Genomic DNA, 19,320 nt, shown 5'->3' on the forward strand with positions numbered 1-19,320 from the left:
GGTCGAAAGCCGCCCTTGTTTGTAAGCCTTCCAAACTGGGAAGGCATCAAGGGCGTTCCGTCACAAAGGCAATGTCTGCGACCCGACGGCGATTGGCCGCGGCCTTCCGTTCAGGCTCTCGCGATCCGTCCGCCGGCTAAGGGATGCGGCGCGCCGGTCGTTCCGGGGAAGGAGATCGGCAGGCCACGCAGAACCCGGATCGCCAGGAAGGCGAAGCATTCCGCCTCCACCGTGTCTCCGCGCAGGCCGAGCGTGTCGGCATCGCTCACGTCGATGCGGGAGCGCCCCCCGATCTCCCGCATCAGGGTCGGATTGTGCCGGCCTCCTCCGCAGACGACGAGGCGCGAGGGCCGCGCGGGCAGGAGATCAAGCGCGCGGGACACGGCGCCGGCCGTGAAGGCGGTGAGCGTCGCCGCGCCGTCCTCCAGCGAAAGCCCGTCCGCCATCGCGAAGGTGAAGTCGTTGCGGTCGAGCGATTTGGGATAGGGAGCCGTCAGATAGGGATGTTCGAGAAGACGGGCGAGCCGGTCCTCGTCGACGCGGCCACGCGCCGCCGTCTCGCCGCCCGCATCCATGGCGGCCCCGGTGTGCCGGCGCATCCAGTCGTTCAGCGGCGCGTTGGCGGGCCCCGTGTCGAAGCCGTGGAGGGCGCCATGGGCATCGACGAAGGTGACGTTGGCCACCCCCCCGAGATTGAGGATCGCGGTCTCCTCCCCCGCGCCGATCCGGCGAAGGAGCGCACGGTGGTAGATGGGGGCGAGCGGCGCGCCCTGCCCCCCGGCCGCGACGTCGGCCGAGCGGAAGTCGTAGACGACGTCGATGCCGAGACGAGCCGCCATGGCGGCGCCGTCGCCGAGCTGGCGCGTCGCGCCCGGCCGCGCCGGCGTCGGCGCCCGGTGCAGCACGCTCTGGCCGTGAAAGCCGACGACCTCGACGTCGCTCGGCGCGATGCCGTTCTCGTCCAGGACCGAGGCGACCGCGTCGGCCTGCGCCCGCGTCAACGCGGTCTCGGCCCGCGCGAAGATGTCCGGTTCGGCCCCTTCGAAACGCCACTCGGCCGCGGCTTCGAGGGCTTCGCGCAGGAGTGGCACGACACCATCCGGATAGGGGACGAGGGCCGCCGGCCCGAAGGTCTCGATCGTCTCGCCGTCGGTGCGCAGCAGGGCGACGTCCACATTGCCGTCGAGCACCGTTCCCGTCATCAGACCCACGGCCCACCGCGTCATCGCGACCCCCAACCTAACCGCGCTTTACAAAATGCTATGGTCTTCTTAGGGCTTCGGGGCAACCTCCCCCGCCCCGTCCTCCAGGATCGCGCGGCGGCGGCAACTTCCGAGGCGGACATGGACACGATTGACCAGAGAACGGCGGTCCCGCGCGCGTCGCTGGCTTGGTCCGACCAGGTGCGCGCCACGCTGGTGCTCGGCCTGCCTCTGGCCGGCACGCAGCTCGCGCAGGTCGCCATCCACGTCACCGACACGGTGATGGTGGGCCGCCTCGGCACGGTCGAACTCGCGGCCGGCGTTCTCGCCACCTCGTTCTTCCACCTTCTGTGGATGCTCGGCTCGGGCTTTGCCATCGCGGTCATGCCGATGGTCGCGGCCGCCGCCGGCCAGGACGACACGCGGGCCGTGCGCCGCTCGGTCCGGATGGGGCTGTGGGTCAGCGCGCTCTACAGCGTGGCGGTCCTGCCCGTTCTCATGAACACCCGCGCCATCATGCAGCTGCTCGGGCAGGTGCCGGAGGTCGTGGAGCTGACCGGGCAGTACATGGACGTCCTGCAATGGTCGATGTTCCCGGCCCTGTGCGTGATCGTCTTCCGCTCCTTCCTCGGCGCCATGCGCCGGGCCAACGTCGTTTTCGCCATCACGCTCGTCGGCGTCGCCTTCAACGCGCTCGTCGCCTACACCTTCATCTACGGGCATTTCGGCGCACCTGCGCTCGGCGTTGCCGGTGCGGGTCTCGCCGGCCTCCTGACGATGTCGCTCATCGCGACGCTCGGGGCGCTCTACTGCGCCTTCCACCCGGCGTTGCGCCATCTGGAGATCTTCGTGCGCTTCTGGCGCCCGGACTGGCCCGGCTTCATGGAGATCGTGCGGCTCGGCTGGCCGATCGGCGCGACCATCGTGGCCGAGGTCGGCCTCTTCTGGGCCTCCGGGATCATGGTCGGCTGGATCGGGCCGGTTCCGCTCGCCGCGCACGGCATCGCGCTGCAGCTCGCCTCGATCGCCTTCATGATCCCGCTCGGCCTCGCCAACGCGGCGACGGTCCGCGTCGGGCTCGCCTACGGCGCGAAAGACGCGGCCGGAATCGGCCGGGCGGCGCGTGCCGCGATGCTGGTGGCGCTCACCATCGCGATCTTCGCCGCCATCGTCTTCTGGGTCGCGCCGGCGCCGCTGATCGGCCTCTATCTGAGCGCCGACGACCCGAACGCGGCGGCGGTCCTCGCCTATGCCGTGCCGCTTCTGGCCGTGGCCGCGGCCTTCCAGCTCTTCGATTCCACGCAGGCCATGGCGGCCGGCATCCTCCGGGGGCTCAAGGACACGCGCGTGCCGATGATGCTCGCCGTCATCAGCTACTGGCTGGTCGGAATGCCGGCCGGCTACATCCTCGCCTTCCCGGTCGGACTGGGCGGCATCGGGGTGTGGCTGGGGCTCGGCCTGGGCCTGCTGCTCGCCTCCGTTCTCCTCAGCCGCCGTTTCCTGAACCGCGAGCGCCAAGGCCAGCTGCTCTTCGGCGCCTGACCGGGCCGACGAGAAGGGAAGCGCCGAGCTCCCCGCCCCGTCATCGCTTCCGCAACGGAAGTTCAATCGCGCCAACGCTTTGAGCCGGTCGTTCAACGGTCATCCGACGTCGGCTATAGGATGTGAAACATAAACCCAAGGTTGTGTCTGCGCCGCCACAGAATGGCCGCGGACCTTCCCTTGCGTACGCTTTCGCATGGCGCGCCCATACAGCTTGGGATAGCAATACTCCCGTGAACAGCGACGGCCGCGCCTCGAAGGTCGACCCGCTCGCTGGACGGACGCCGAACACGGAAGACGCGACACAACCCTCGCGTTCAAGTTCGGCACTGGGGGATGACCATGGGCCTGAGACGGGACGACGCGCCATCGAGCGCGCCGGCGAAGCTTTGCCGAGAAACAGGATACCATCGAGGATTGCGGATCGTCGCGGGCCTTTCCCTCGCCTTGTCCGCGAGCCCGGCCCTCGCGCAGTCCACGGTCAATCCCTCGGCGGACTGGAACGGCAATTACGGCTTCGGCACGACGGCGGACGGGACCCTCCGACTGCTGCAGTCCGACCTCATCCGCAAGGCCGAGGAAGGATACTACGAAGGGCTGGGCCGCCAGACCTTCAACGTCACCAACAACAACACGACCTACGACCATTCGGTCACCGAGATCGGCCAGCAGACGACGACCATCGGCTCGGTCAACAACTCGACGAACAACATCGACATCTCGCGCAGCAACAACATCGCGCTCGACCTTCAGAACAAGGCGATCACGACCGGCTGCCTGAACGGCTCCATCAGCATCGACAGCCGCCCGGCCTCGGCCGGCACGCTCGACTGCAATTGAGGGCCTCCCGATGCGCGCCTCGCGTTCCGCGACCGTCCTGCTCCTGATCTCCACCCTCTCGGGCTGCGCCTTCGCTCCGGGCGTCGCCGCTTCCAAGGTCGATGCCAAGCTCGTCCAGGGCCCGCCGATCTCCGACATCGTCACGCCCTTCGACGAGGCGCTTTCCTGCCTCAAGGGGAAGGTCGCGCCGAATCTCGTCTTCGCCGTCGGCGCGGTTCTGGACCAGACGGGCAAGGAGAGCTTCACCGACGGAGGCGTCGGCAAGTTCGTGACGCAGGGCGCGGGCGACATGGTGCAGTCGGCGCTGTTCAAGGCGGGCACCACGGTCGTCAACCGTCGCGACCCGCGCGTCTCGACGACCGAGGCGGAATGGCAGATCCGCGACCTGCGGCGGCTCGTGCCGGCGAACTTCTACATCACCGGCTCGATCAACTCGCTCGACTTCATTCCCGGCTCGGGCGCCGAGGTCGATGTCGCGGGGATCGGGGCGCGCTACCGCCAGAACCGGATCCTCATCGGCCTCGACGTCTCGCTGACGGAGGCGACGTCCGGCCGGGTGGTGGCGAACGTGCCGCTCCACAAGCAGATCTTCGCCTCCGAGGCGGGGATCGGGACGGGACGCTTCTTCGGGGACACGCTGGTGGGCGCCGATCTGGGCGGACGCGAGCGCGAGGCGATCCACTTCGCGCTCCGCCAGATGCTCTATCTCGCCACCTTCGAGCTGCTGACGCAGGTGATGAAGCCGGGCACCTACACCCGGTGCCGCGAGCAGATCGACCGGATGCACGGCTATGTCGACAACACGGTCACCGCCGAGGCGACACGGGCCGCCGCAACGCCGGCCGCGCCGGCGCCCGGCGCGGGTGCGCCTTCGCAGCGGCAGGCCGTGAGACGTGCCGAGGCCGTGGCCTCGCCCGGCGCGACGCCTGCGCCGAGCGCGGCATCGCTCGCTCCCGAGCCATCGCAGGGCGGCTTTTCGCCTTCGAACGGCGGCGCGCAGGGCGCGTCCGAGCGAGCGCGAGCGCAGGCCGTGCTGGCCGACTGAGATCGAAGAGTTTCGGCGGAGCGCTGCAACGCTCCGCCGAGAAGGGACAGGGCCCTGGCTGAGACACCTGTCCGAGAACCACGCCGCCAAGTCAGGGAGCGGGCGGCTCCACCCAACTGGAGTATCATGGCATGAATAAGTTCCTTCTCGGCGGCGCCTCCGCGCTCGCCCTCCTCGCCCTCGGCAGCACCGCCAGCGCGCAGGAAGTCACCACGCCCCTCGGCGTCGGCGTCGACATCTCGACCCTGCTCGGCCAGCTCGAGACCAATGTCGGCGGCGCCTACATCAACGCGGCCGTCAACAATTCGCTGGTGGACGGCAGCGTCGACATCTCGACCGAGGGCCTGCTGCCGGGCCTCAACATCTCCGAGGCCTCGCTGTCGGTCGAAGCCTCCGGGGCCGCCGCGGTGGCGCTGAACGCGGGCGAGCTAGGCCTGCTGCCCCCGACGCTGACCCTGCCGAACGCGAGCGTCAGCGGAGCGGCCGCGGCGGAGCTGGCTCTCGGCATCATCGGCACCTCGATCGAGACGGGCACGCTGGCCACGACCGCCATCGGCACGGTCAACACCGGCACGATCGCGCTGGCCGCGGTGACCTCGAGCACGGTCGATTCCACCGAGATCGGCGTGAACGTGCGTCCGGACCTCACCTTCGACAGCTCGGTGGCCGAGTCCGCCGCCAACACCTCGAACACGGCCGCGTCCGCGGCAGCGGCCGCGACGTCGCTCGACATCGACGGCGGCTTCGAGTTCAGCTTCGCGGACCTCAGCGAGTCGACCTCCAGCGCTCCGGCCGCGATCGTGGCGGCGAACCTCGCCGTCCAGAACGCGCTCGTGGACGGCAGCGTGACCGTCAGCGGGGCGACCCGCGCGGTGGTCGGCGCCACCGACACGACGGCCATCGGCGCGGTCAACACCGGCACGATCTCGAACGGCCTGCCGGGCTCGATCACCATCACGGTCGACTGAGACGCCTCATGGAGCGGGCGGCGGTCACCGTCGCCCGGTCTCCCCTTTCCCCGAAACGATCTCTCCTGCCCTGCGGGCTCCCGGGAACGCTCGTTCCGGCTGGCTTTCGACGACGAACATCATGCTGCGCCGGCGGGGAAACACCGGTCGTCAGCTCCCCGACTGGAGACCCACCCCATGAAGAAGCTCGCCACCCTTCTCTTCGCGACCGCGGCGACGCCGGCCTTCGCCGCCGATCTCGTCGAGCTGCCGCCGCCTCCGCCTCCGCCCGTCATCGTGGCGGCACCGGCCTGGACCGGGCTCTATGTCGGGGCCCATGCCGGCGGCGCGTTCCACCGTGGCGGATCAGGTCTCACGGACGCGTTCATCCGCATTCCGGCAACGCCCGGAAGCCCCGCTCGACCGGCCGTTCCGGCGACGCCTTTCATTCCCGGCACGCCGGGCGATCCGGGCCGTCCCGCCATTCCGCCGACGGCGCCCGTCACCGTCGAGCCCGGGCTCGTCGAATTTTCCTTCGCCTGCGCAGGCGCCGGCCCTGCCGCCGCTTGCTCGGGCGCGATCATCAACAACGGCGTGGAGACGCCGGTCGAACTCACCCGCGCGGAGCTGTCCGCCGCCATCGCGGAGGCCGGCGGCGATCCCAACGCCGCCGAAGCCGCCGCCATCGCGGTCGAGGTCGCGACGCCCGGCGGCGTCATTCCCGGCACGCCGGGCTCGCCGGCCATTCCGCCGACGCCCGGTACGCCAGATCAGCCGGCGACCCCAGGTACGCCCGCCGTGCCCGCCGTCGAGCCGACGCCCGAGCGCATTGTCAACATCGCGGACCTGCCCGGCGTCACGCGCTTCGAACGCGACAGCGACGGCTTCGTCGGCGGCGTGCATGTCGGCGCGGACCGCGAGCTCGGCGCGAGCTTCGGCACCGGAGCCGTGGTCGTCGGTGCCGTCGCCGATCTGTCCTATGTCGACGTCGAGCGCTTCGCCGGCCTCTCGGGCTTCGGCGAGGAAATCTCGGTGCGCGAAGAGCTGGACTATCTGGCGACGCTGCGAGGCCGCCTCGGCCTCGCCTACGGCGCGACGCTCGTCTACGCCACCGGCGGCCTCGCCTTCGGCAGCGTGGACACCACCATCGTCAACACCGCATTCGACGATGTCGCCTCGCGCAGCGATACGCGCTTGGGCTACTCGGTCGGCGGCGGCGTGGACTTCCTGGTCAATCCGAACTTCAGCCTCGGCGTCGAATATCTCTACACCGATCTCGGCAGCGACGATGTCTCGCGCAGCTACGATCTGGGCGGCGGCGACACGCTGAACGTCTCGGCCGACCGGGACTTCGACTTCCACACCGTCTGGGCGAAGGCGTCCTTCCGCTTCAACTGAGACGTTCGACAAGACCGCGCGGGGCTCGCCCAAGCGAGCCCGCTTCACGTCTTCGGCGAGGTCCGCGACCCCGCCGAAACTTGCAGGTGCAGCGCTCTCTCCCTAGTTTTCGCGAAGACAAGCGAGGGTCGAGCGTGAACCAGACGGCAAGGTGCGACAGGGTCGGGACGGCGACGCAAGGGCGGCGCGGCGCCATTCGGTCCGCGCCGGCGCAACGTCCCTACGGCGCGGTCGCGATCGTCGCAGGTCTGATGCTCGCTGCCACGATTCCGGCCTTCGCACAGACCAGCCCGTCCGTGCCGGTGCGCGTGGGCGGCGACTGGGAGTTTCCCGCCTGCTCCAAGCGCGGGACGATCAACGGCTCGCAGGTTTCGGGCGACTCCGTGCCCGTGAACTCCACGCCGACCCCGAGCCGGCGTCCGATCGGGCGCCTGCCCGTCGGCAGCGAAGTCTATATGTGCGACGAGAACGGCACCTTCGTCGGCGTCGTCTACGGAGATGGCGATTGCGGACTGGACGAGCCGATCGAGCGGCGCGCCGCCTATCGCGGGTCCTGCTCCTCGGGATGGGTCCACAACCGGTCGATCGACCCCTCGGACGGCGGCGCCGTTTAGAGCGCCGTGCGTCCGTTCGGACGCATAAAGGTCGCTCTGACTCTTTGAATCGACGCATCAGGCTTTCCGGAAATCGAATTCGATTCTCGGCCGGATGCTATGGGGTGTGTCCCGAACGGTGTTCCTGAACCGGGCGGCGGCCCCGGCCTGCGACGAAGCGCGGGGCCGCTCCTGGTGCGTCAGGCGATCTTGCGTTCGTCCCGATCTCCGCCGCCGGTCTCGGCAAGGCCGGTGTCCAGCTCGTCCTTGCCCTCGCGGATATCCTTCGGATCGCGCTCGGCGACGATCCCGTCTTCCGTCACAGGGCGGGACAGCGGCGGCTTGCGTTCGTTCTCGTCCGTCTTCGACATGGGAACCTCCGTTTCGTCCCGGGAGGAAGGCTCGGGGGCCCCGCTCCGTTCCGTGACGAGGCCGAAGGATCAGACGAACCGCCTCCAGGGCAGTTGATCGCGAAGCGCCTGGGGAAGCGGCGAGGGTTCTATGCGCACGATCCCCGCCTCCCCGCCGGGCGGAACGATCATGTCGTCGTGCTCGCCCGGCCGCCGCTGCGGCAGATCGGGCAGGTTCTCCTCCGCGCCCACATCCAGGAAGTGGATTCCCGCAAAGGTCTCGCGACGATAGACGAGCCGCGCCGGACGCAGCTCGCGCTCGTCGATGGCGATCTCGAACTGCTTGGGCAGCTGGACGGAGGTCTCGACGGACAGCAGGGCACCGGTGCGCGACAGGTTGCGCACCACGCAGTCCACCGTGGAATAGCGATTGTTGAAGACGACGCGGGCACGCTTGAGCGTCCGCGTTCGCGGAGCGATCCGACGCTCGTCGTCAGAGAGGGATTTCTGGTCGTCCCCCATCTCGAAATCTCCGTTCGTCGCGCGTCGAAGCTACGAGCGCGGCCTTAATCGGACATGAATCGACCGAAGTGGATTCGAGTGTGCACCGGGCGATCGACGAGGAAAAGCCCGGCCGCGTGCGGCCGGGCTCGTGTTCATGCAGCTTGGGGCGACTAGTTGCGCGCCTTGTCGACCAGCGCGTTGGACTTGATCCACGGCATCATGCCGCGCAGCTTCTCGCCGACTTCCTCGATCTGATGCGCGTCGTTGTTGCGGCGGATGCCCTTGAAGCGAGCCATGCCCGAACGGTACTCCTGCATCCAGTCGGAGGTGAACTTGCCCGTCTGGATGTCCTTCAGGACGCGCTTCATCTCCTTCTTGGTGTCCTCGGTGATGATGCGCGGACCCGTCACGTACTCGCCCCACTCGGCCGTGTTCGAGATCGAGTAGTTCATGTTGGCGATGCCGCCCTCATAGATGAGGTCGACGATCAGCTTCACCTCGTGCAGGCACTCGAAATAGGCCATCTCGGGCGCGTAGCCGCCCTCGACCAGCGTCTCGAAGCCAGCGCGGATCAGCTCGACGAGACCGCCGCACAGGACGACCTGCTCGCCGAAGAGATCGGTCTCGCACTCTTCCTTGAAGTTGGTCTCGATGATGCCCGAACGGCCGCCGCCGACGCCGCAGGCGTAGGACAGCGCGAGCTCCAGCGCGTTGCCCGAGGCGTTCTTGTCGACCGCCACGAGGCAGGGCACGCCGCCGCCCTTCTGGTACTCGCCGCGCACGGTGTGGCCCGGGCCCTTCGGCGCGATCATCACGACGTCGAGCGTGGACTTCGGCTCGATCAGACCGAAATGGACGTTCAGGCCGTGCGCGAAGGCGATCGCGGCACCGTCGCGGATGTTCGGAGCGATCTCCTGCTTGTAGATGTCGGCCTGCAGCTCGTCGGGCGTGGCCATCATCATCAGATCGGCCGTCTTGGCGGCTTCGGCGACGGTGGTGACCTTGAAGCCGTCGGCCTCGGCCTTCTGGGCCGTCGGCGAGCCGGCGCGCAGCGCGACCGTGATGTCGGAGACGCCCGAATCCTTCAGGTTCAGCGCGTGGGCGCGGCCCTGGCTGCCGTAGCCGACGATCACGACCTTGCGGCCCTTGATGAGGTTCAGATCGGCGTCGCGATCGTAATAGACACGCATCTCGGTTATTTCCTCTCCGTTGAGGGGTCTCGGGGCGTCTTCGCGCCCGTTTCGGTGGTCCCGTAGAGGACCAGGAACTGTTCGGCCGCGCGGGCGGCCTGGGTGGCGATGTCGGCTTCGCTCGGCGCGGGGCGCTCGCCGAGAAGCAGGCGGATCTGCAGGTCGCGCACGACGAGGCCGAAGAAGGAGCGGAAGGCCGTCTGGCTGTCGTCGAACCGCAGGAGACCGGCGGACTTGCCCGCCTCCAGCAGGGGCCGCAACCGGTGCCCCATGGCGAACGGGCCGTTCTCCAGCACCACGGCGCCGAGATCGCGCTTGTCGGACCCCGCCTGCCCGACCGCCAGGCGGTTGAGCGCGATGGAGGTCGAGCCCGAGAGCACGTTCAGCCAGTCGGAGGCGAACTGCGTCAGCCGTTCGGCCAGCGCATCGCGGTCGAGCGTCCCCTCGCCGGCCGGGACCGCGCGGACCTTGGAGGCCTGCCGCTGCACCGTGGCGGTCAGGAGGCCATCCCGGCCGCCGAACCATTTGTAGAGCGTTTCCTTGGAGCAGTTGGCGCGACGGGCCACGGCCGCCATGGTCAGCCCGCTCCCCGAGGAGACGAGCAGGGACAGCGCGGCATCGAGCACCTCCCCCTGGCGTTCCGTCCAATCCTGCGCGTCCGTCCGCACCGTGAAACTCCCGTACCGTACGTTACGGTACGGTCTCTAGCCTATGCTTTCGGCGTCGGCAAGACGCCGCCATCACGAGGCTCAGACCGTCTGCCCGCAGGCTCGGCGGAAGCGGCGGACCGTTTCGGTCATTCCGTGTTCGAGCGCGTCGGCCGTCAGGCCGTGGCCGATCGAGACTTCCTCGATGAAGGGCAGCCGGCGGACGAGCGGCGGCAGATTCTCCACCGTCAGATCGTGCCCCGCGTTGAGCCCGAGGCCGAGGGCACGAGCGCGGTCGCCGGCCTTGCCGAGCCGGTCGAGTTCCCGCGCTGCGGCTTCCGGGTCGGCGTGGGTGCCGCCATAGGGACCCGTGTAGAGCTCCAGCCGGTCGGCACCGATCTCGGCGGCGATCTCGAAACCCTTCGGGTCGGGGTCGGCGAAGAAGGCGACCCTCACGCCCTCGCCCTTCAGACGGCGCGCGACCTGAAGCAGAAGCTCGCGGTGCGCGGCGAAATCCCATCCATGGTCGGAGGTGGGCTGGGACGGGTCGTCCGGCACCAGCGTCACCTGTTCGGGCCGGACCGACAGAGCGAGGTCGATGAAATCATCGCTCGGATAGCCTTCGACGTTGAATTCGGCGCCCGGAAACTCGGAATCGATCAGGCCCCGCAGCTCCGGCAGGTCGGCGAAGCGGATGTGGCGCTGATCCGGCCGGGGATGCACGGTGAGCCCCACGGCCCCGGCTGCGAGCGCGAGGCGCCCCATCCCGACGACGCTCGGCCAGGGAAGGTCGCGCCGGTTGCGGAGCATGGCGACGGCGTTGAGATTGACGGAAAGGGCGGTCGGCATGACGGGCGTCTGGCTCCTGCGGCGGACCGTGCAGCCTTAACCGAGCCGCGTTCCGGTTTCCATGACGCACGTCGCGGGCCGAGGTTGACTCCGGCTTCGACTCCCCTCTTTCCCGCCACAGCGCTTCCGTCGAACAGCCGCCGTACCGGCGAGGAGGAAACCCCCATGAGCATGGCCACAAGAGCAGCCCCCATCGTCGTCGCCGGCGTCGCCGGTATTCTCGTCGGCTATCTGCTGGCGCCCAATGTCTCGGCGGTGCGCGAGGATTTCGCGGCACGCTTCAACGAGCAGACGCCGCTGATCCAGCAATTGCAGTCGAGCGTCGCCAACATCGAAGCGCGCGTCGGCGCCATGCCGGACGCCGACGCCCTGCACGCCGCGATCACTGAGCAGCTGGCCGCCGCCGAAGGGCGCCTCGCGACGCAGACGGAGACGCTCGGCACGCAGCTTTCCGAACAGGCCGGTACGGTGCCGGAAGAGCTGACCTCGGCGATCGAGGAGACCCGGACGGGCATCGAGGATCTGCGCTCGCAGGTCGAGACGCTGAGCGAGGAACTGTCCTCCATGCGCGAGGAGGTCGCGGCGGGCGCACAGGCGCCCCGCGAGGACGAGGCGGGGCGTCTGGCCAACGAAGTCGGGGCGTCCGGTGCCGTCCTTCTGGCCGGTCAGGCCGCGCTTTTCGGCGGAACGCGCGTCTATCTTGACGAGATCGACGTCGAGGGCGGCACCGCGACGATGACCGCACAGGGCGCCGAAGCGATGCAGGTCGATGCCGGCGAGACGGTGGAAATCTCTCCGACATGCTCTTTGCGCCTTGCGGGGGTGGCCGCGAACGCCGCCTATCTGGCGCCGGAAGACTGCAACCCGGCGGCCGGAGGAACCCAGCCCGCCGCGGCGAACGGCGATCCTGCCGCGGCTGCCGCCGCCGGCGTTCCCGCGCCCGACGGGCAAGGCGAGGCCCGCGAGGAGAATCCGGTCGCGCCGGGCGAAGAGCAGCCCGATCAGCCGCTTGAGGAAGAACCCGCGGCGAACGCACAGGTGCCGGCCGGCGCCGTCCCGCCGCAGGGCGCCCAGGCCGTGCCGGACCAGCAGCCCGGCATGCAGGAGGGCAACGCTCCCAATGCCGGCGAGCCGCAGGGCGGCCAGCCGCAGCCGGCGCAGTAGGCTCGGCATCGTCCAAGGCGGGATGCTCACCGGCATCCTGCCTTGGACCTCATACTCGGCAAGGTCTTAGCGGACGATCGTCAGCGTCTTCGCTGCGCGTGTGACGGCGGTGTAGAGCCAGCGCTCGCGCGTGTCGCGGAACGCCCAGCTCTCGTCGAAGAGCATGACGTCGTCCCACTGCGAGCCCTGCGCCTTGTGGACGGTCAGCGCATAGCCGAAGTCGAAATCGTCGTAGCGCTTCTTCGTCGCCCACGGGATCTCGGCCGTCGGATCCTCGAACGCGGCCTTCAGCAGCTTGATCTTGGCCGCGCCGCGATCGATGTCGTCGTCGTCCGGCTTCACGATGAGGTTCGTGCCGGGCTTGGTCTTCTCCGGCGAGGCGGTCATCACCTGCCAGAGCGATCCGTTGAGGAGGCCCTTCGTCGGGTCGTTGCGCAGGCAGACGAGCTTGTCGCCGGCCTGCGGCAAGGCACCCTGAAACCCCTTCAATTCGCGCAGGCGCCCGTTGTAGAGCCGGCGCGTGCGGTTGGTGCCGACCAGCACCTGATCGGCCTTGAGAACGGCCTCGCGCTCCACCTCCCGCTTGGAGATGACGCGGGCGCTCCCGTAGTCGCCGTAGGCAAGCTCCTTTCCCTCGCGCACGTCGAGAGCCAGCTTGAGGATGGGATTGTCGCGCGCCTGCCGGTGGATCTCGGTCAGGAGGTAGTCGGGCTCGGCCTCGGTGAAGAAGCCGCCGCCCGACACCGGCGGAAGCTGGCCCGGATCGCCGAGCACGAGAATCGGCGTGCCGAAGCTCATCAGATCGCGCGCCAGCGCCTCGTCCACCATCGAGCACTCGTCGACGACGACGAGCTTGGCCTTGGCGACCGGGCTCTGGCGGTTCAGCGAGAAGGCCGGCGAGACGCGCGCCGTGCCGGTCGTCTCGTCCGACACCGTCTCCTCGCCGCGCGGGCGGTAGATCAGCGAATGGATGGTCTTGGCGCTCTTGGCGCCCTTGGCGCGAAGGACCTGCGCCGCCTTGCCGGTGAAGGCCGCGAACTGGACCTGTCCGTCCATGCCTTCGGCGAAGTGCCGCGCGAGCGTCGTCTTGCCCGTGCCGGCATAGCCGAAGAGGCGGAAGAGCGGATCGTCGCCGCGCTTGAGCCATTCCGCGACGCGGGCCAGCGCCTCGTCCTGCTGGGGTGAGAGCTTCATGGCAACGGGGTCGCAGAAACGGGCCCGCCGGGCAAGCCTCAGTGTGCCAGCAGCGGCCAGATCGTCGCGAGCAGCAGCAGGCCCATCGCGAGGTTGAAGAGGCGCAGCCGCTTCTCGTCGGACAGGAAGCGCCGCAGCCCCATGCCGAACAGGGTCCAGACCGAGACCGACGGAAAGTTCACGAGCACGAAGGCGAGCGCGACGATCAGGACCGACAGGACGGGCGCCGACGCGCTGACATAGGCGCCCATCGCCACCAGCGCCATGGCCCAGGCCTTGGGGTTGACCCACTGGAAGGCCGCGGCCTGCAGGAAGGTCATCGGCTCGGATGCCCCCTGCCCCTTGTCGCCGAGGCCGCGGGAGAGCGCGATCTTCCAGGCGAGATACGCCAGATAGGCCGCGCTGGCGATCTTCATCGCCATCTCCAGCGCCGGATAGGCGTGGATCAGCGCGCCGACGCCGAAGCCGACCGCGAGAAGCAGGCTCGCGAACCCGCCCGCGATCCCGAACATATGCGGAATCGTCCTGCGGAAGCCGAAGTTCACGCCCGACGCCATCAGCATGAAATTGTTGGGCCCCGGCGTGATGGAGGAGACGAAGGCAAATCCGAGGAGGGCCAGGAACAGTTCGGTGGACATGGGCGGCACCAGAATGGAAGGGAAGGCAACCGCCCCGACAGGCGGATCAGGCGTCGAGCATTCCGGCTTCGCCGCGGCTCATGGCGGCGACGCCGGTCCGGCAGACCTCGACGAGGCCGAGCGGGGCCATGATCGTCACGAACTTCTCGATCTTGGACGACTTGCCGGTGATCTCGAAGACGAAGTGCGAGACGGAGGTGTCGATGACGTTGGCGCGGAAGACGTCGGCGATGCGCAACGCCTCGACGCGGTCGTCGCCGGTGCCCGCCACCTTCACGATGGCGAGCTCGCGCTCGATCGGACCGTCCTCGGAGGAGCGACGCGCCTCGAGCGTCAGGTCCACCACCTTGTGAACCGGCACGATCCGGTCGACCTGCGCCTTCAGCTGCTCGATCACCGGCGGGGCGCCGCGCGTCACGATGGTGATGCGCGACAGGTGCTTGGCATGCTCGGTCTCGGAGACGGTCAGGCTCTCGATGTTGTAGCCGCGCCCGGAGAAGAGACCGATGACGCGGGCGAGAACGCCCGGCTCGTTGTCGACGAGGATCGAGAGCGTGCGCGCCTCGTCCTTCGGCTTCTCGTCGGTGATGAAATAGGCGGAGGCCGGCGGCTGAAGGGCGTTGGACATCGGGTCTCGTTCGAAAGGTCTAGAGAAGGCGGACGGGAATGGCGTCGGGAGCGTCCTGCGCCCGGCGGGCGAAGTCGCGGTCGAAGGTGACGAGCTCGTCGCAGTCGGACGAGCCTGCAAGGTGAAGGGCGTCGGCGAAGTCCATGCCGGCCGCGAAAGCGGAGATCGCGCGCGCCACCACGGAGCGGCCCTCCACCTCGACCGTTCTCAGTTTCAAAAGACCCTCCATCAAGCTCGACCTAACCGCCCGGTCGAGTTTGAAACGACTGCGCAGGACCCATTCGGTTTCCAGAAGAACGGTGGCGGAGACAACGAGTGTACCCGCCGACAACAATTCTCGCGCAGTCTTCGCTTGTTCCGAGCCATTGTCGGCCAGAATCCGAACGAGCACGTTGGTATCAACGGCGCGTCTCATCGTCGAACCTTTCCGCAGCCTCGCGATCCACGATTTCTTCTATTTCGGAATCCGTCGGGTAATCTCCGTCGACCTTCGGAACAAGCGCGAGGAACGCTTCTGGACTGAGCGATGCAGCATCGCTCGGGAAAGCGGCTTTGCGACGCACGATCACGTCGTCACCGTCCTGGACGACTTCGAGTTCCGTTCCTGGCACCCAGCCACGACGTGCCAGAAGTTCCGCCGGAATGGGAATCTCTCCGCTCGGCAGGACGACGACCGTCGCCACCGCCTCCTCCGATCGAACCTTCTCGGCCTTTAGAGCAACCATATTCCTACACCAGCGCCTTGCCCTTGGCGTCGATGGCGTTCGCCACGCGCTCGTCGGTCGCCTCGTCGGGCAACAGGATCTCGTTGTGCGCCTTGCCGCTCGGGATCATCGGGAAGCAGTTCGTCAGGTTCTGGACGCAGCAGTCGAAGATCACCGGCCGGTCGACCGCGATCATCTCGTCGATCGCCGAATCCAGATCGCCCGACTTCTCGACGCGCAGCCCGACGCCGCCATAGGCCTCGGCGAGCTTCACGAAGTCCGGCAGAGCCTCCGAGTAGGAGTGCGACAGGCGGTTGCCGTGCAGCAGCTGCTGCCACTGGCGCACCATGCCCATATACTGGTTGTTCAGGATGAAGATCTTGATCGGTGCGCCGTACTGAACGGCCGTCGACATCTCCTGCATCGTCATCTGCACCGAAGCGTCGCCCGCGATGTCGATGACGAGGGCGTCGGGATGCGCGATCTGGACGCCGAGCGCCGCCGGCAGGCCGTAGCCCATGGTTCCGAGCCCGCCGGATGTCATCCAGCGGTTCGGCTCCTCGAAGCCGTAGAACTGCGCGGCCCACATCTGGTGCTGGCCGACCTCCGTGGTGATGAAGGTCTTGCGGTCCTTCGTCTTCTCGTAGAGCCGCCGGATCGCATGCTGCGGCAGGATGACGTCGCCCTCCTGCCGGAAGGCCAGGCAGTTGCGCTCCTTCCAGCCCTCGATGCGCCGACGCCAGGCCGACAGGCCCTCGGCGTCGTTCGAGGCTCCCGTCTCCTTCCACGCGGCGACGAGATCGCGCAGGACGTGGGTGACGTCCCCGATGATCGGCAGATCGACCCGCACGGTCTTGTTGATCTGCGAGGGGTCGATGTCGATGTGGATCTTCTTGGAGTTCGGCGAGAAGCCGTCGAGCCGCCCGGTGATGCGGTCGTCGAAGCGCGCCCCGATGCAGACCATGACGTCGCAATCGTGCATCGCCAGATTGGCTTCGTAGGTCCCGTGCATGCCCAGCATGCCGAGCCAATGCTCGCCGCTCGCCGGATAGGCGCCGAGACCCATCAAGGTGGAGGTGATCGGGAAGCCGGTCAGCTCAACGAGTTCGCGCAGGAGCCGCGACGCCTCCGGTCCCGAATTGATGACGCCGCCGCCCGTGTAGAAGATCGGCTTCTTGGCCGACGCCATGAGCTCGACCGCCGCGCGGATGCGGCCGGGGTCCGTGTCGAGCTTGGGCTGGTAGCGCTCGAGCGAGCGGGCGCGGCTCGGCGGCGTGTAGGTGCCCGTCGCGAACTGAACGTCCTTCGGGATGTCGACGACGACGGGCCCCGGACGGCCGGAGGTCGCGACATGGAAGGCCTCGTGCAGGATATCGGCCAGATCCTCGACGCTTTTGACCAGCCAATTGTGCTTCGTGCAGGGGCGCGTGATGCCGACCGTGTCGCACTCCTGGAACGCGTCCGAGCCGATCAGCGGCGTGGGAACCTGTCCGGTGATGCAGACGAGCGGGATGGAATCCATCAACGCGTCCTGCAGCGGCGTGACCATGTTGGTCGCGCCGGGACCGGAGGTGACGAGGACGACGCCCGGCTTGCCGGTGGAGCGCGCATAGCCCTCCGCCGCATGGCCCGCGCCCTGCTCGTGACGGACGAGGATGTGCTTGACCTCCTCCTGCTGGAAGATCGCGTCGTAGATCGGCAGAACCGCGCCGCCGGGATAGCCGAAGAGGTGCTCGACGCCGTTGTCCGCCATCGCCTGAACCACCATCTGGGCTCCGGTCATCTTCCGGATTCCGGGGTTGATCGTCATGTCGTCCATGGCAGGTCGCCTTCGGTTTGAGCCGTCGTCGCGGCGTCGTTTCCTCGAATTTCAGGTATAAAAAAAGGCCCACCGGAGGGGCCTTGGTCAGCGCACACGTGGCATCAGCCGGGCGGTCCGTCAGACCGCCTCGCGTGTGCGCCTTCTTACGAGAATGAGCTTCTTCGTCATGGGGCGGAACGCTAGACCCGTCCTAAGACGCCGTCAAGGCCGAACTTCACGCGCCCGTCAGCTTGGCCATCGCGCTCTTGGGATCGAGGTCGGGCGCGCGGACGTGGCCGTAGCGGGCCAGCAGGAGGCAGTATGCACCGAAGGCCATCAGCCCCGCGCCCGTGGCCGAAAGCAGGAGCGAACCGAAGGGCCACGAGCCGATCTCGAGAAGCGCGTCCTCGATACCCGGCGAATCCTCGGGCTCCCAGCGCGAGACGCTGGTGAAGAACAGGATCGCGAAGGCCGTGAAGACGAGGGCGCGCGCCGTCAGGCCGACACGGCAAAGCGGGATCATCCATCGCGCGTGGCGAGAAGGCAGAGACAGGAACCGCAGGAAGGAGCCGGTCCAGGCCTTCTTCAAATGGTCGGCTGCCACGCAGAGAAGGACAATGCCGATCGGAATCGTGAACCAGGGGCCGAAGACGGGCGCCCAGGCTTCCAGAACTCCGCCGCTTCCCTCGCTTTGCGACAGGCCGAACAGGAGCGAACCGGCATAGAAGGCGAGCAGCAGGTAGAGGCTCCCCGAGAAGAAGCGGCCGATCCGGGTCGCGATCCCCTTCCACCCGGTGCCGTAGCCGTCGGCGTCGAGGACCGCCTGCAGGAACCGCCAGAGGGCGAAGGACGGCAGCGCGAGAACGAGCAGCGCCAGCATGATCGTTCCGAAGGGCGATCCCACGATCTGGAGGATCGCGTCCTCTTCGCTCATCGCCTCCCCGCCCGAAAAGGCGGATTTGAAGGCGAAGTAGCCGATGACGATGAAGACGAGCGCCCGGGCGAGATAGCCGAGGCGCGCGGCCTTCTCGATGGCGTCGCGATGGTCCTCTATCGGCGTCGCCTGCGACATGAATGCGCGTCCTCGTTGTTCGGATCGAGAACCGGCGTGGCGGCCCAGCGGTTCCCGTCAGCGTCCCGACGCCGCGCGCGCGCGCGCGATCAGATCGTCGGGGTCGGAACCGTCCGCTCCATGGATGCGAAGCCAGTCCGCCCCGAACTGGTTCCGAAACCAGGTCTCCTGCCGCTTGGCATATTGCCGGGTCCGGGTGACGGATCGCTCTCTGGCCTGCTCCGGCGACGACCGGCCGTGCTCGACCTCCAGAAGTTCAGCCAGCCCGATCGCCTTGCCGGCGAGCCCGTCGAGGGCGCGGGGACGCTGCGAGAAGGCGACCGCCTCCGCCCTCGCCCCCTCCTCCAGCATGCGGCCGAAGCGCGTCGCGATCCGGTCGCGGAGAACCGACCGGTCCGGCGCGAGCACGATCTTCGCGGTGGATCGAGGATCGACGAGCGCCCGTCCCGTCGCGCCGGATACCGCCGTCGAACCCAGACGCGCACGGGTCTCGGCAAGTTCGAGCGCGCGCGTAACGCGCTGCGGGTCGCTCGGCCGAATTCGAGCGGCGGCGACGGGGTCGAGATCGCCGAGGAGCGCGTGCAGGCGCTGCGGACCTTCTTGCGCCATACGCTGGCGCCAGCGGTCGCGAATGTCGAGCGGCACCTGCGGCATCTCGTCGAGCCCGCCGAGCAGCGCGCGGAAGTAGAGGCCGGTGCCGCCGCAGAAGACCGGAACCCGCCCCTCGGCCCGCAGACGGCCGAGCAGGGGCCCGACCTCGCGCAGCCAGTCGCCGACCGAGTAGGGCAAGGCCGGATCGCGGTGCCCGTAGAGATGATGAGGCACGCCGCTCATCTCGTCCCGCGCCGGTCGGGCCGTCAGAATGCGAAGCCCGTCATAGACCTGCATGGAATCGGCGTTGACGACGGCGCCGCCGAGAGCCGAAGCGAGACGGAGCGCCAGAGCGGATTTGCCGCTCGCGGTCGGTCCCGCTATCAGGATCGCCTGCCTCGTTCCTTCCTGCACCAAGGCG

At 68.4% G+C, this 19,320-nt stretch carries 21 protein-coding genes; 7 read left to right on the forward strand and 14 right to left on the reverse strand.

The features are described 5' to 3' along the window. Positions 1 to 110: 110 nt before the first annotated feature. On the reverse strand, positions 111 to 1,226 hold the full coding sequence (locus tag AC6R2M_RS11045; protein ID WP_500482080.1) for an anhydro-N-acetylmuramic acid kinase: 1,116 nt from the start codon (positions 1,224 to 1,226) through the stop codon (positions 111 to 113). A gap of 117 nt (positions 1,227 to 1,343) precedes the next feature. Here AC6R2M_RS11045 and AC6R2M_RS11050 point away from each other — a divergent pair, with 117 nt between their 5' ends. From AC6R2M_RS11050 to AC6R2M_RS11075, 6 genes are all read left to right on the forward strand, one after another. Then, the gene (locus AC6R2M_RS11050; RefSeq protein WP_500482082.1) at positions 1,344 to 2,744 is read left to right on the forward strand and encodes an MATE family efflux transporter; all 1,401 of its coding nucleotides are present in this window, start codon (positions 1,344 to 1,346) and stop codon (positions 2,742 to 2,744) included. Positions 2,745 to 3,161: 417 nt separating this feature from the next. Continuing rightward, positions 3,162 to 3,584: a hypothetical protein gene (locus AC6R2M_RS11055; RefSeq protein ID WP_500482084.1), complete on the forward strand. Its 423-nt coding sequence runs from the start codon at positions 3,162 to 3,164 to the stop codon at positions 3,582 to 3,584. A 10-nt stretch (positions 3,585 to 3,594) separates the two neighbouring features. Then, positions 3,595 to 4,629 (forward strand): CsgG/HfaB family protein, encoded by a 1,035-nt coding sequence (locus AC6R2M_RS11060; RefSeq protein WP_500482086.1) that lies wholly within the window; start codon positions 3,595 to 3,597, stop codon positions 4,627 to 4,629. Positions 4,630 to 4,760: 131 nt separating this feature from the next. Next, positions 4,761 to 5,597: a hypothetical protein gene (locus tag AC6R2M_RS11065; protein WP_500482088.1), complete on the forward strand. Its 837-nt coding sequence runs from the start codon at positions 4,761 to 4,763 to the stop codon at positions 5,595 to 5,597. A 177-nt stretch (positions 5,598 to 5,774) separates the two neighbouring features. Further along, positions 5,775 to 6,974: an outer membrane protein gene (locus tag AC6R2M_RS11070; RefSeq protein ID WP_500482090.1), complete on the forward strand. Its 1,200-nt coding sequence runs from the start codon at positions 5,775 to 5,777 to the stop codon at positions 6,972 to 6,974. Between the two features lie 134 nt (positions 6,975 to 7,108). After that, a complete protein-coding gene (locus AC6R2M_RS11075) occupies positions 7,109 to 7,588 on the forward strand; it encodes a hypothetical protein (protein WP_500482092.1) in 480 nt (159 codons plus the stop codon). A 179-nt stretch (positions 7,589 to 7,767) separates the two neighbouring features. Here AC6R2M_RS11075 and AC6R2M_RS11080 read toward each other — a convergent pair whose 3' ends face one another. The 5 genes from AC6R2M_RS11080 to AC6R2M_RS11100 form a co-directional block, all read right to left on the reverse strand. After that, positions 7,768 to 7,938, reverse strand: coding sequence for a hypothetical protein (locus AC6R2M_RS11080; RefSeq protein ID WP_500482094.1), 171 nt, complete (start codon positions 7,936 to 7,938; stop codon positions 7,768 to 7,770). 69 nt (positions 7,939 to 8,007) lie between these two features. After that, complete coding sequence (locus AC6R2M_RS11085) at positions 8,008 to 8,439, reverse strand: PilZ domain-containing protein (RefSeq protein ID WP_500482096.1); 432 nt, start codon at positions 8,437 to 8,439, stop codon at positions 8,008 to 8,010. A 152-nt stretch (positions 8,440 to 8,591) separates the two neighbouring features. Continuing rightward, complete coding sequence (ilvC, locus tag AC6R2M_RS11090) at positions 8,592 to 9,611, reverse strand: ketol-acid reductoisomerase (protein ID WP_500482098.1); 1,020 nt, start codon at positions 9,609 to 9,611, stop codon at positions 8,592 to 8,594. Positions 9,612 to 9,616: 5 nt separating this feature from the next. Continuing rightward, the gene (locus tag AC6R2M_RS11095; RefSeq protein WP_500482100.1) at positions 9,617 to 10,279 is read right to left on the reverse strand and encodes a TetR/AcrR family transcriptional regulator; all 663 of its coding nucleotides are present in this window, start codon (positions 10,277 to 10,279) and stop codon (positions 9,617 to 9,619) included. Between the two features lie 81 nt (positions 10,280 to 10,360). Further along, entirely contained in the window at positions 10,361 to 11,107 is a 747-nt protein-coding gene (locus AC6R2M_RS11100; RefSeq protein WP_500482102.1) for a pyridoxine 5'-phosphate synthase, read from the reverse strand. A gap of 165 nt (positions 11,108 to 11,272) precedes the next feature. On the opposite strand from AC6R2M_RS11100, the gene AC6R2M_RS11105 reads away from it, so the two are divergent. After that, the gene (locus AC6R2M_RS11105) at positions 11,273 to 12,271 is read left to right on the forward strand and encodes a hypothetical protein (RefSeq protein ID WP_500482104.1); all 999 of its coding nucleotides are present in this window, start codon (positions 11,273 to 11,275) and stop codon (positions 12,269 to 12,271) included. Between the two features lie 66 nt (positions 12,272 to 12,337). On the opposite strand, the gene AC6R2M_RS11110 is transcribed toward AC6R2M_RS11105, so the two are convergent. The 8 genes from AC6R2M_RS11110 to miaA all read right to left on the reverse strand — a co-directional run bounded on the left by AC6R2M_RS11110 (position 12,338) and on the right by miaA (position 19,316). Continuing rightward, positions 12,338 to 13,465 (reverse strand): ATP-dependent DNA helicase, encoded by a 1,128-nt coding sequence (locus tag AC6R2M_RS11110; RefSeq protein WP_500482106.1) that lies wholly within the window; start codon positions 13,463 to 13,465, stop codon positions 12,338 to 12,340. 38 nt (positions 13,466 to 13,503) lie between these two features. Beyond that, entirely contained in the window at positions 13,504 to 14,103 is a 600-nt protein-coding gene (locus AC6R2M_RS11115; RefSeq protein WP_500482108.1) for a LysE family translocator, read from the reverse strand. A 46-nt stretch (positions 14,104 to 14,149) separates the two neighbouring features. Then, positions 14,150 to 14,731 (reverse strand): acetolactate synthase small subunit, encoded by a 582-nt coding sequence (gene ilvN / locus AC6R2M_RS11120; protein ID WP_500482110.1) that lies wholly within the window; start codon positions 14,729 to 14,731, stop codon positions 14,150 to 14,152. A 19-nt stretch (positions 14,732 to 14,750) separates the two neighbouring features. Continuing rightward, positions 14,751 to 15,146: a type II toxin-antitoxin system VapC family toxin gene (locus AC6R2M_RS11125; RefSeq protein WP_500482112.1), complete on the reverse strand. Its 396-nt coding sequence runs from the start codon at positions 15,144 to 15,146 to the stop codon at positions 14,751 to 14,753. Further along, positions 15,130 to 15,414 (reverse strand): AbrB/MazE/SpoVT family DNA-binding domain-containing protein, encoded by a 285-nt coding sequence (locus tag AC6R2M_RS11130; protein ID WP_500482114.1) that lies wholly within the window; start codon positions 15,412 to 15,414, stop codon positions 15,130 to 15,132. Before AC6R2M_RS11130 ends, AC6R2M_RS11125 begins: the two co-directional genes overlap by 17 nt. 46 nt (positions 15,415 to 15,460) lie before the next feature. Further along, positions 15,461 to 17,245, reverse strand: a complete 1,785-nt coding sequence (locus AC6R2M_RS11135; protein WP_500487569.1) for an acetolactate synthase 3 large subunit — start codon at positions 17,243 to 17,245, stop codon at positions 15,461 to 15,463. Between the two features lie 226 nt (positions 17,246 to 17,471). Continuing rightward, positions 17,472 to 18,308, reverse strand: coding sequence for a DUF1206 domain-containing protein (locus tag AC6R2M_RS11140; protein WP_500482116.1), 837 nt, complete (start codon positions 18,306 to 18,308; stop codon positions 17,472 to 17,474). Positions 18,309 to 18,365: 57 nt separating this feature from the next. Next, the gene (gene miaA / locus AC6R2M_RS11145; protein WP_500482118.1) at positions 18,366 to 19,316 is read right to left on the reverse strand and encodes a tRNA (adenosine(37)-N6)-dimethylallyltransferase MiaA; all 951 of its coding nucleotides are present in this window, start codon (positions 19,314 to 19,316) and stop codon (positions 18,366 to 18,368) included. Positions 19,317 to 19,320 lie beyond the last annotated feature (4 nt).

It is taken from the genome of Aureimonas sp. CAS (genome assembly GCF_059838215.1).

Coding starts and splice junctions, on each gene's coding strand:
- AC6R2M_RS11065 (WP_500482088.1), top strand. CDS start 4,761: ATGAATAAGTTCCTTCTCGGCGGCGCCTCCGCGCTCGCCCTCCTCGCC.
- AC6R2M_RS11060 (WP_500482086.1), top strand. CDS start 3,595: ATGCGCGCCTCGCGTTCCGCGACCGTCCTGCTCCTGATCTCCACCCTC.
- AC6R2M_RS11105 (WP_500482104.1), top strand. CDS start 11,273: ATGAGCATGGCCACAAGAGCAGCCCCCATCGTCGTCGCCGGCGTCGCC.
- AC6R2M_RS11100 (WP_500482102.1), bottom strand. CDS start 11,107: ATGCCGACCGCCCTTTCCGTCAATCTCAACGCCGTCGCCATGCTCCGC.
- AC6R2M_RS11080 (WP_500482094.1), bottom strand. CDS start 7,938: ATGTCGAAGACGGACGAGAACGAACGCAAGCCGCCGCTGTCCCGCCCT.
- AC6R2M_RS11050 (WP_500482082.1), top strand. CDS start 1,344: ATGGACACGATTGACCAGAGAACGGCGGTCCCGCGCGCGTCGCTGGCT.
- AC6R2M_RS11125 (WP_500482112.1), bottom strand. CDS start 15,146: ATGAGACGCGCCGTTGATACCAACGTGCTCGTTCGGATTCTGGCCGAC.
- ilvN (WP_500482110.1), bottom strand. CDS start 14,731: ATGTCCAACGCCCTTCAGCCGCCGGCCTCCGCCTATTTCATCACCGAC.
- AC6R2M_RS11115 (WP_500482108.1), bottom strand. CDS start 14,103: ATGTCCACCGAACTGTTCCTGGCCCTCCTCGGATTTGCCTTCGTCTCC.
- ilvC (WP_500482098.1), bottom strand. CDS start 9,611: ATGCGTGTCTATTACGATCGCGACGCCGATCTGAACCTCATCAAGGGC.
- AC6R2M_RS11085 (WP_500482096.1), bottom strand. CDS start 8,439: ATGGGGGACGACCAGAAATCCCTCTCTGACGACGAGCGTCGGATCGCT.
- AC6R2M_RS11110 (WP_500482106.1), bottom strand. CDS start 13,465: ATGAAGCTCTCACCCCAGCAGGACGAGGCGCTGGCCCGCGTCGCGGAA.
- AC6R2M_RS11135 (WP_500487569.1), bottom strand. CDS start 17,245: ATGACGATCAACCCCGGAATCCGGAAGATGACCGGAGCCCAGATGGTG.
- AC6R2M_RS11070 (WP_500482090.1), top strand. CDS start 5,775: ATGAAGAAGCTCGCCACCCTTCTCTTCGCGACCGCGGCGACGCCGGCC.
- AC6R2M_RS11045 (WP_500482080.1), bottom strand. CDS start 1,226: ATGACGCGGTGGGCCGTGGGTCTGATGACGGGAACGGTGCTCGACGGC.
- AC6R2M_RS11140 (WP_500482116.1), bottom strand. CDS start 18,308: ATGTCGCAGGCGACGCCGATAGAGGACCATCGCGACGCCATCGAGAAG.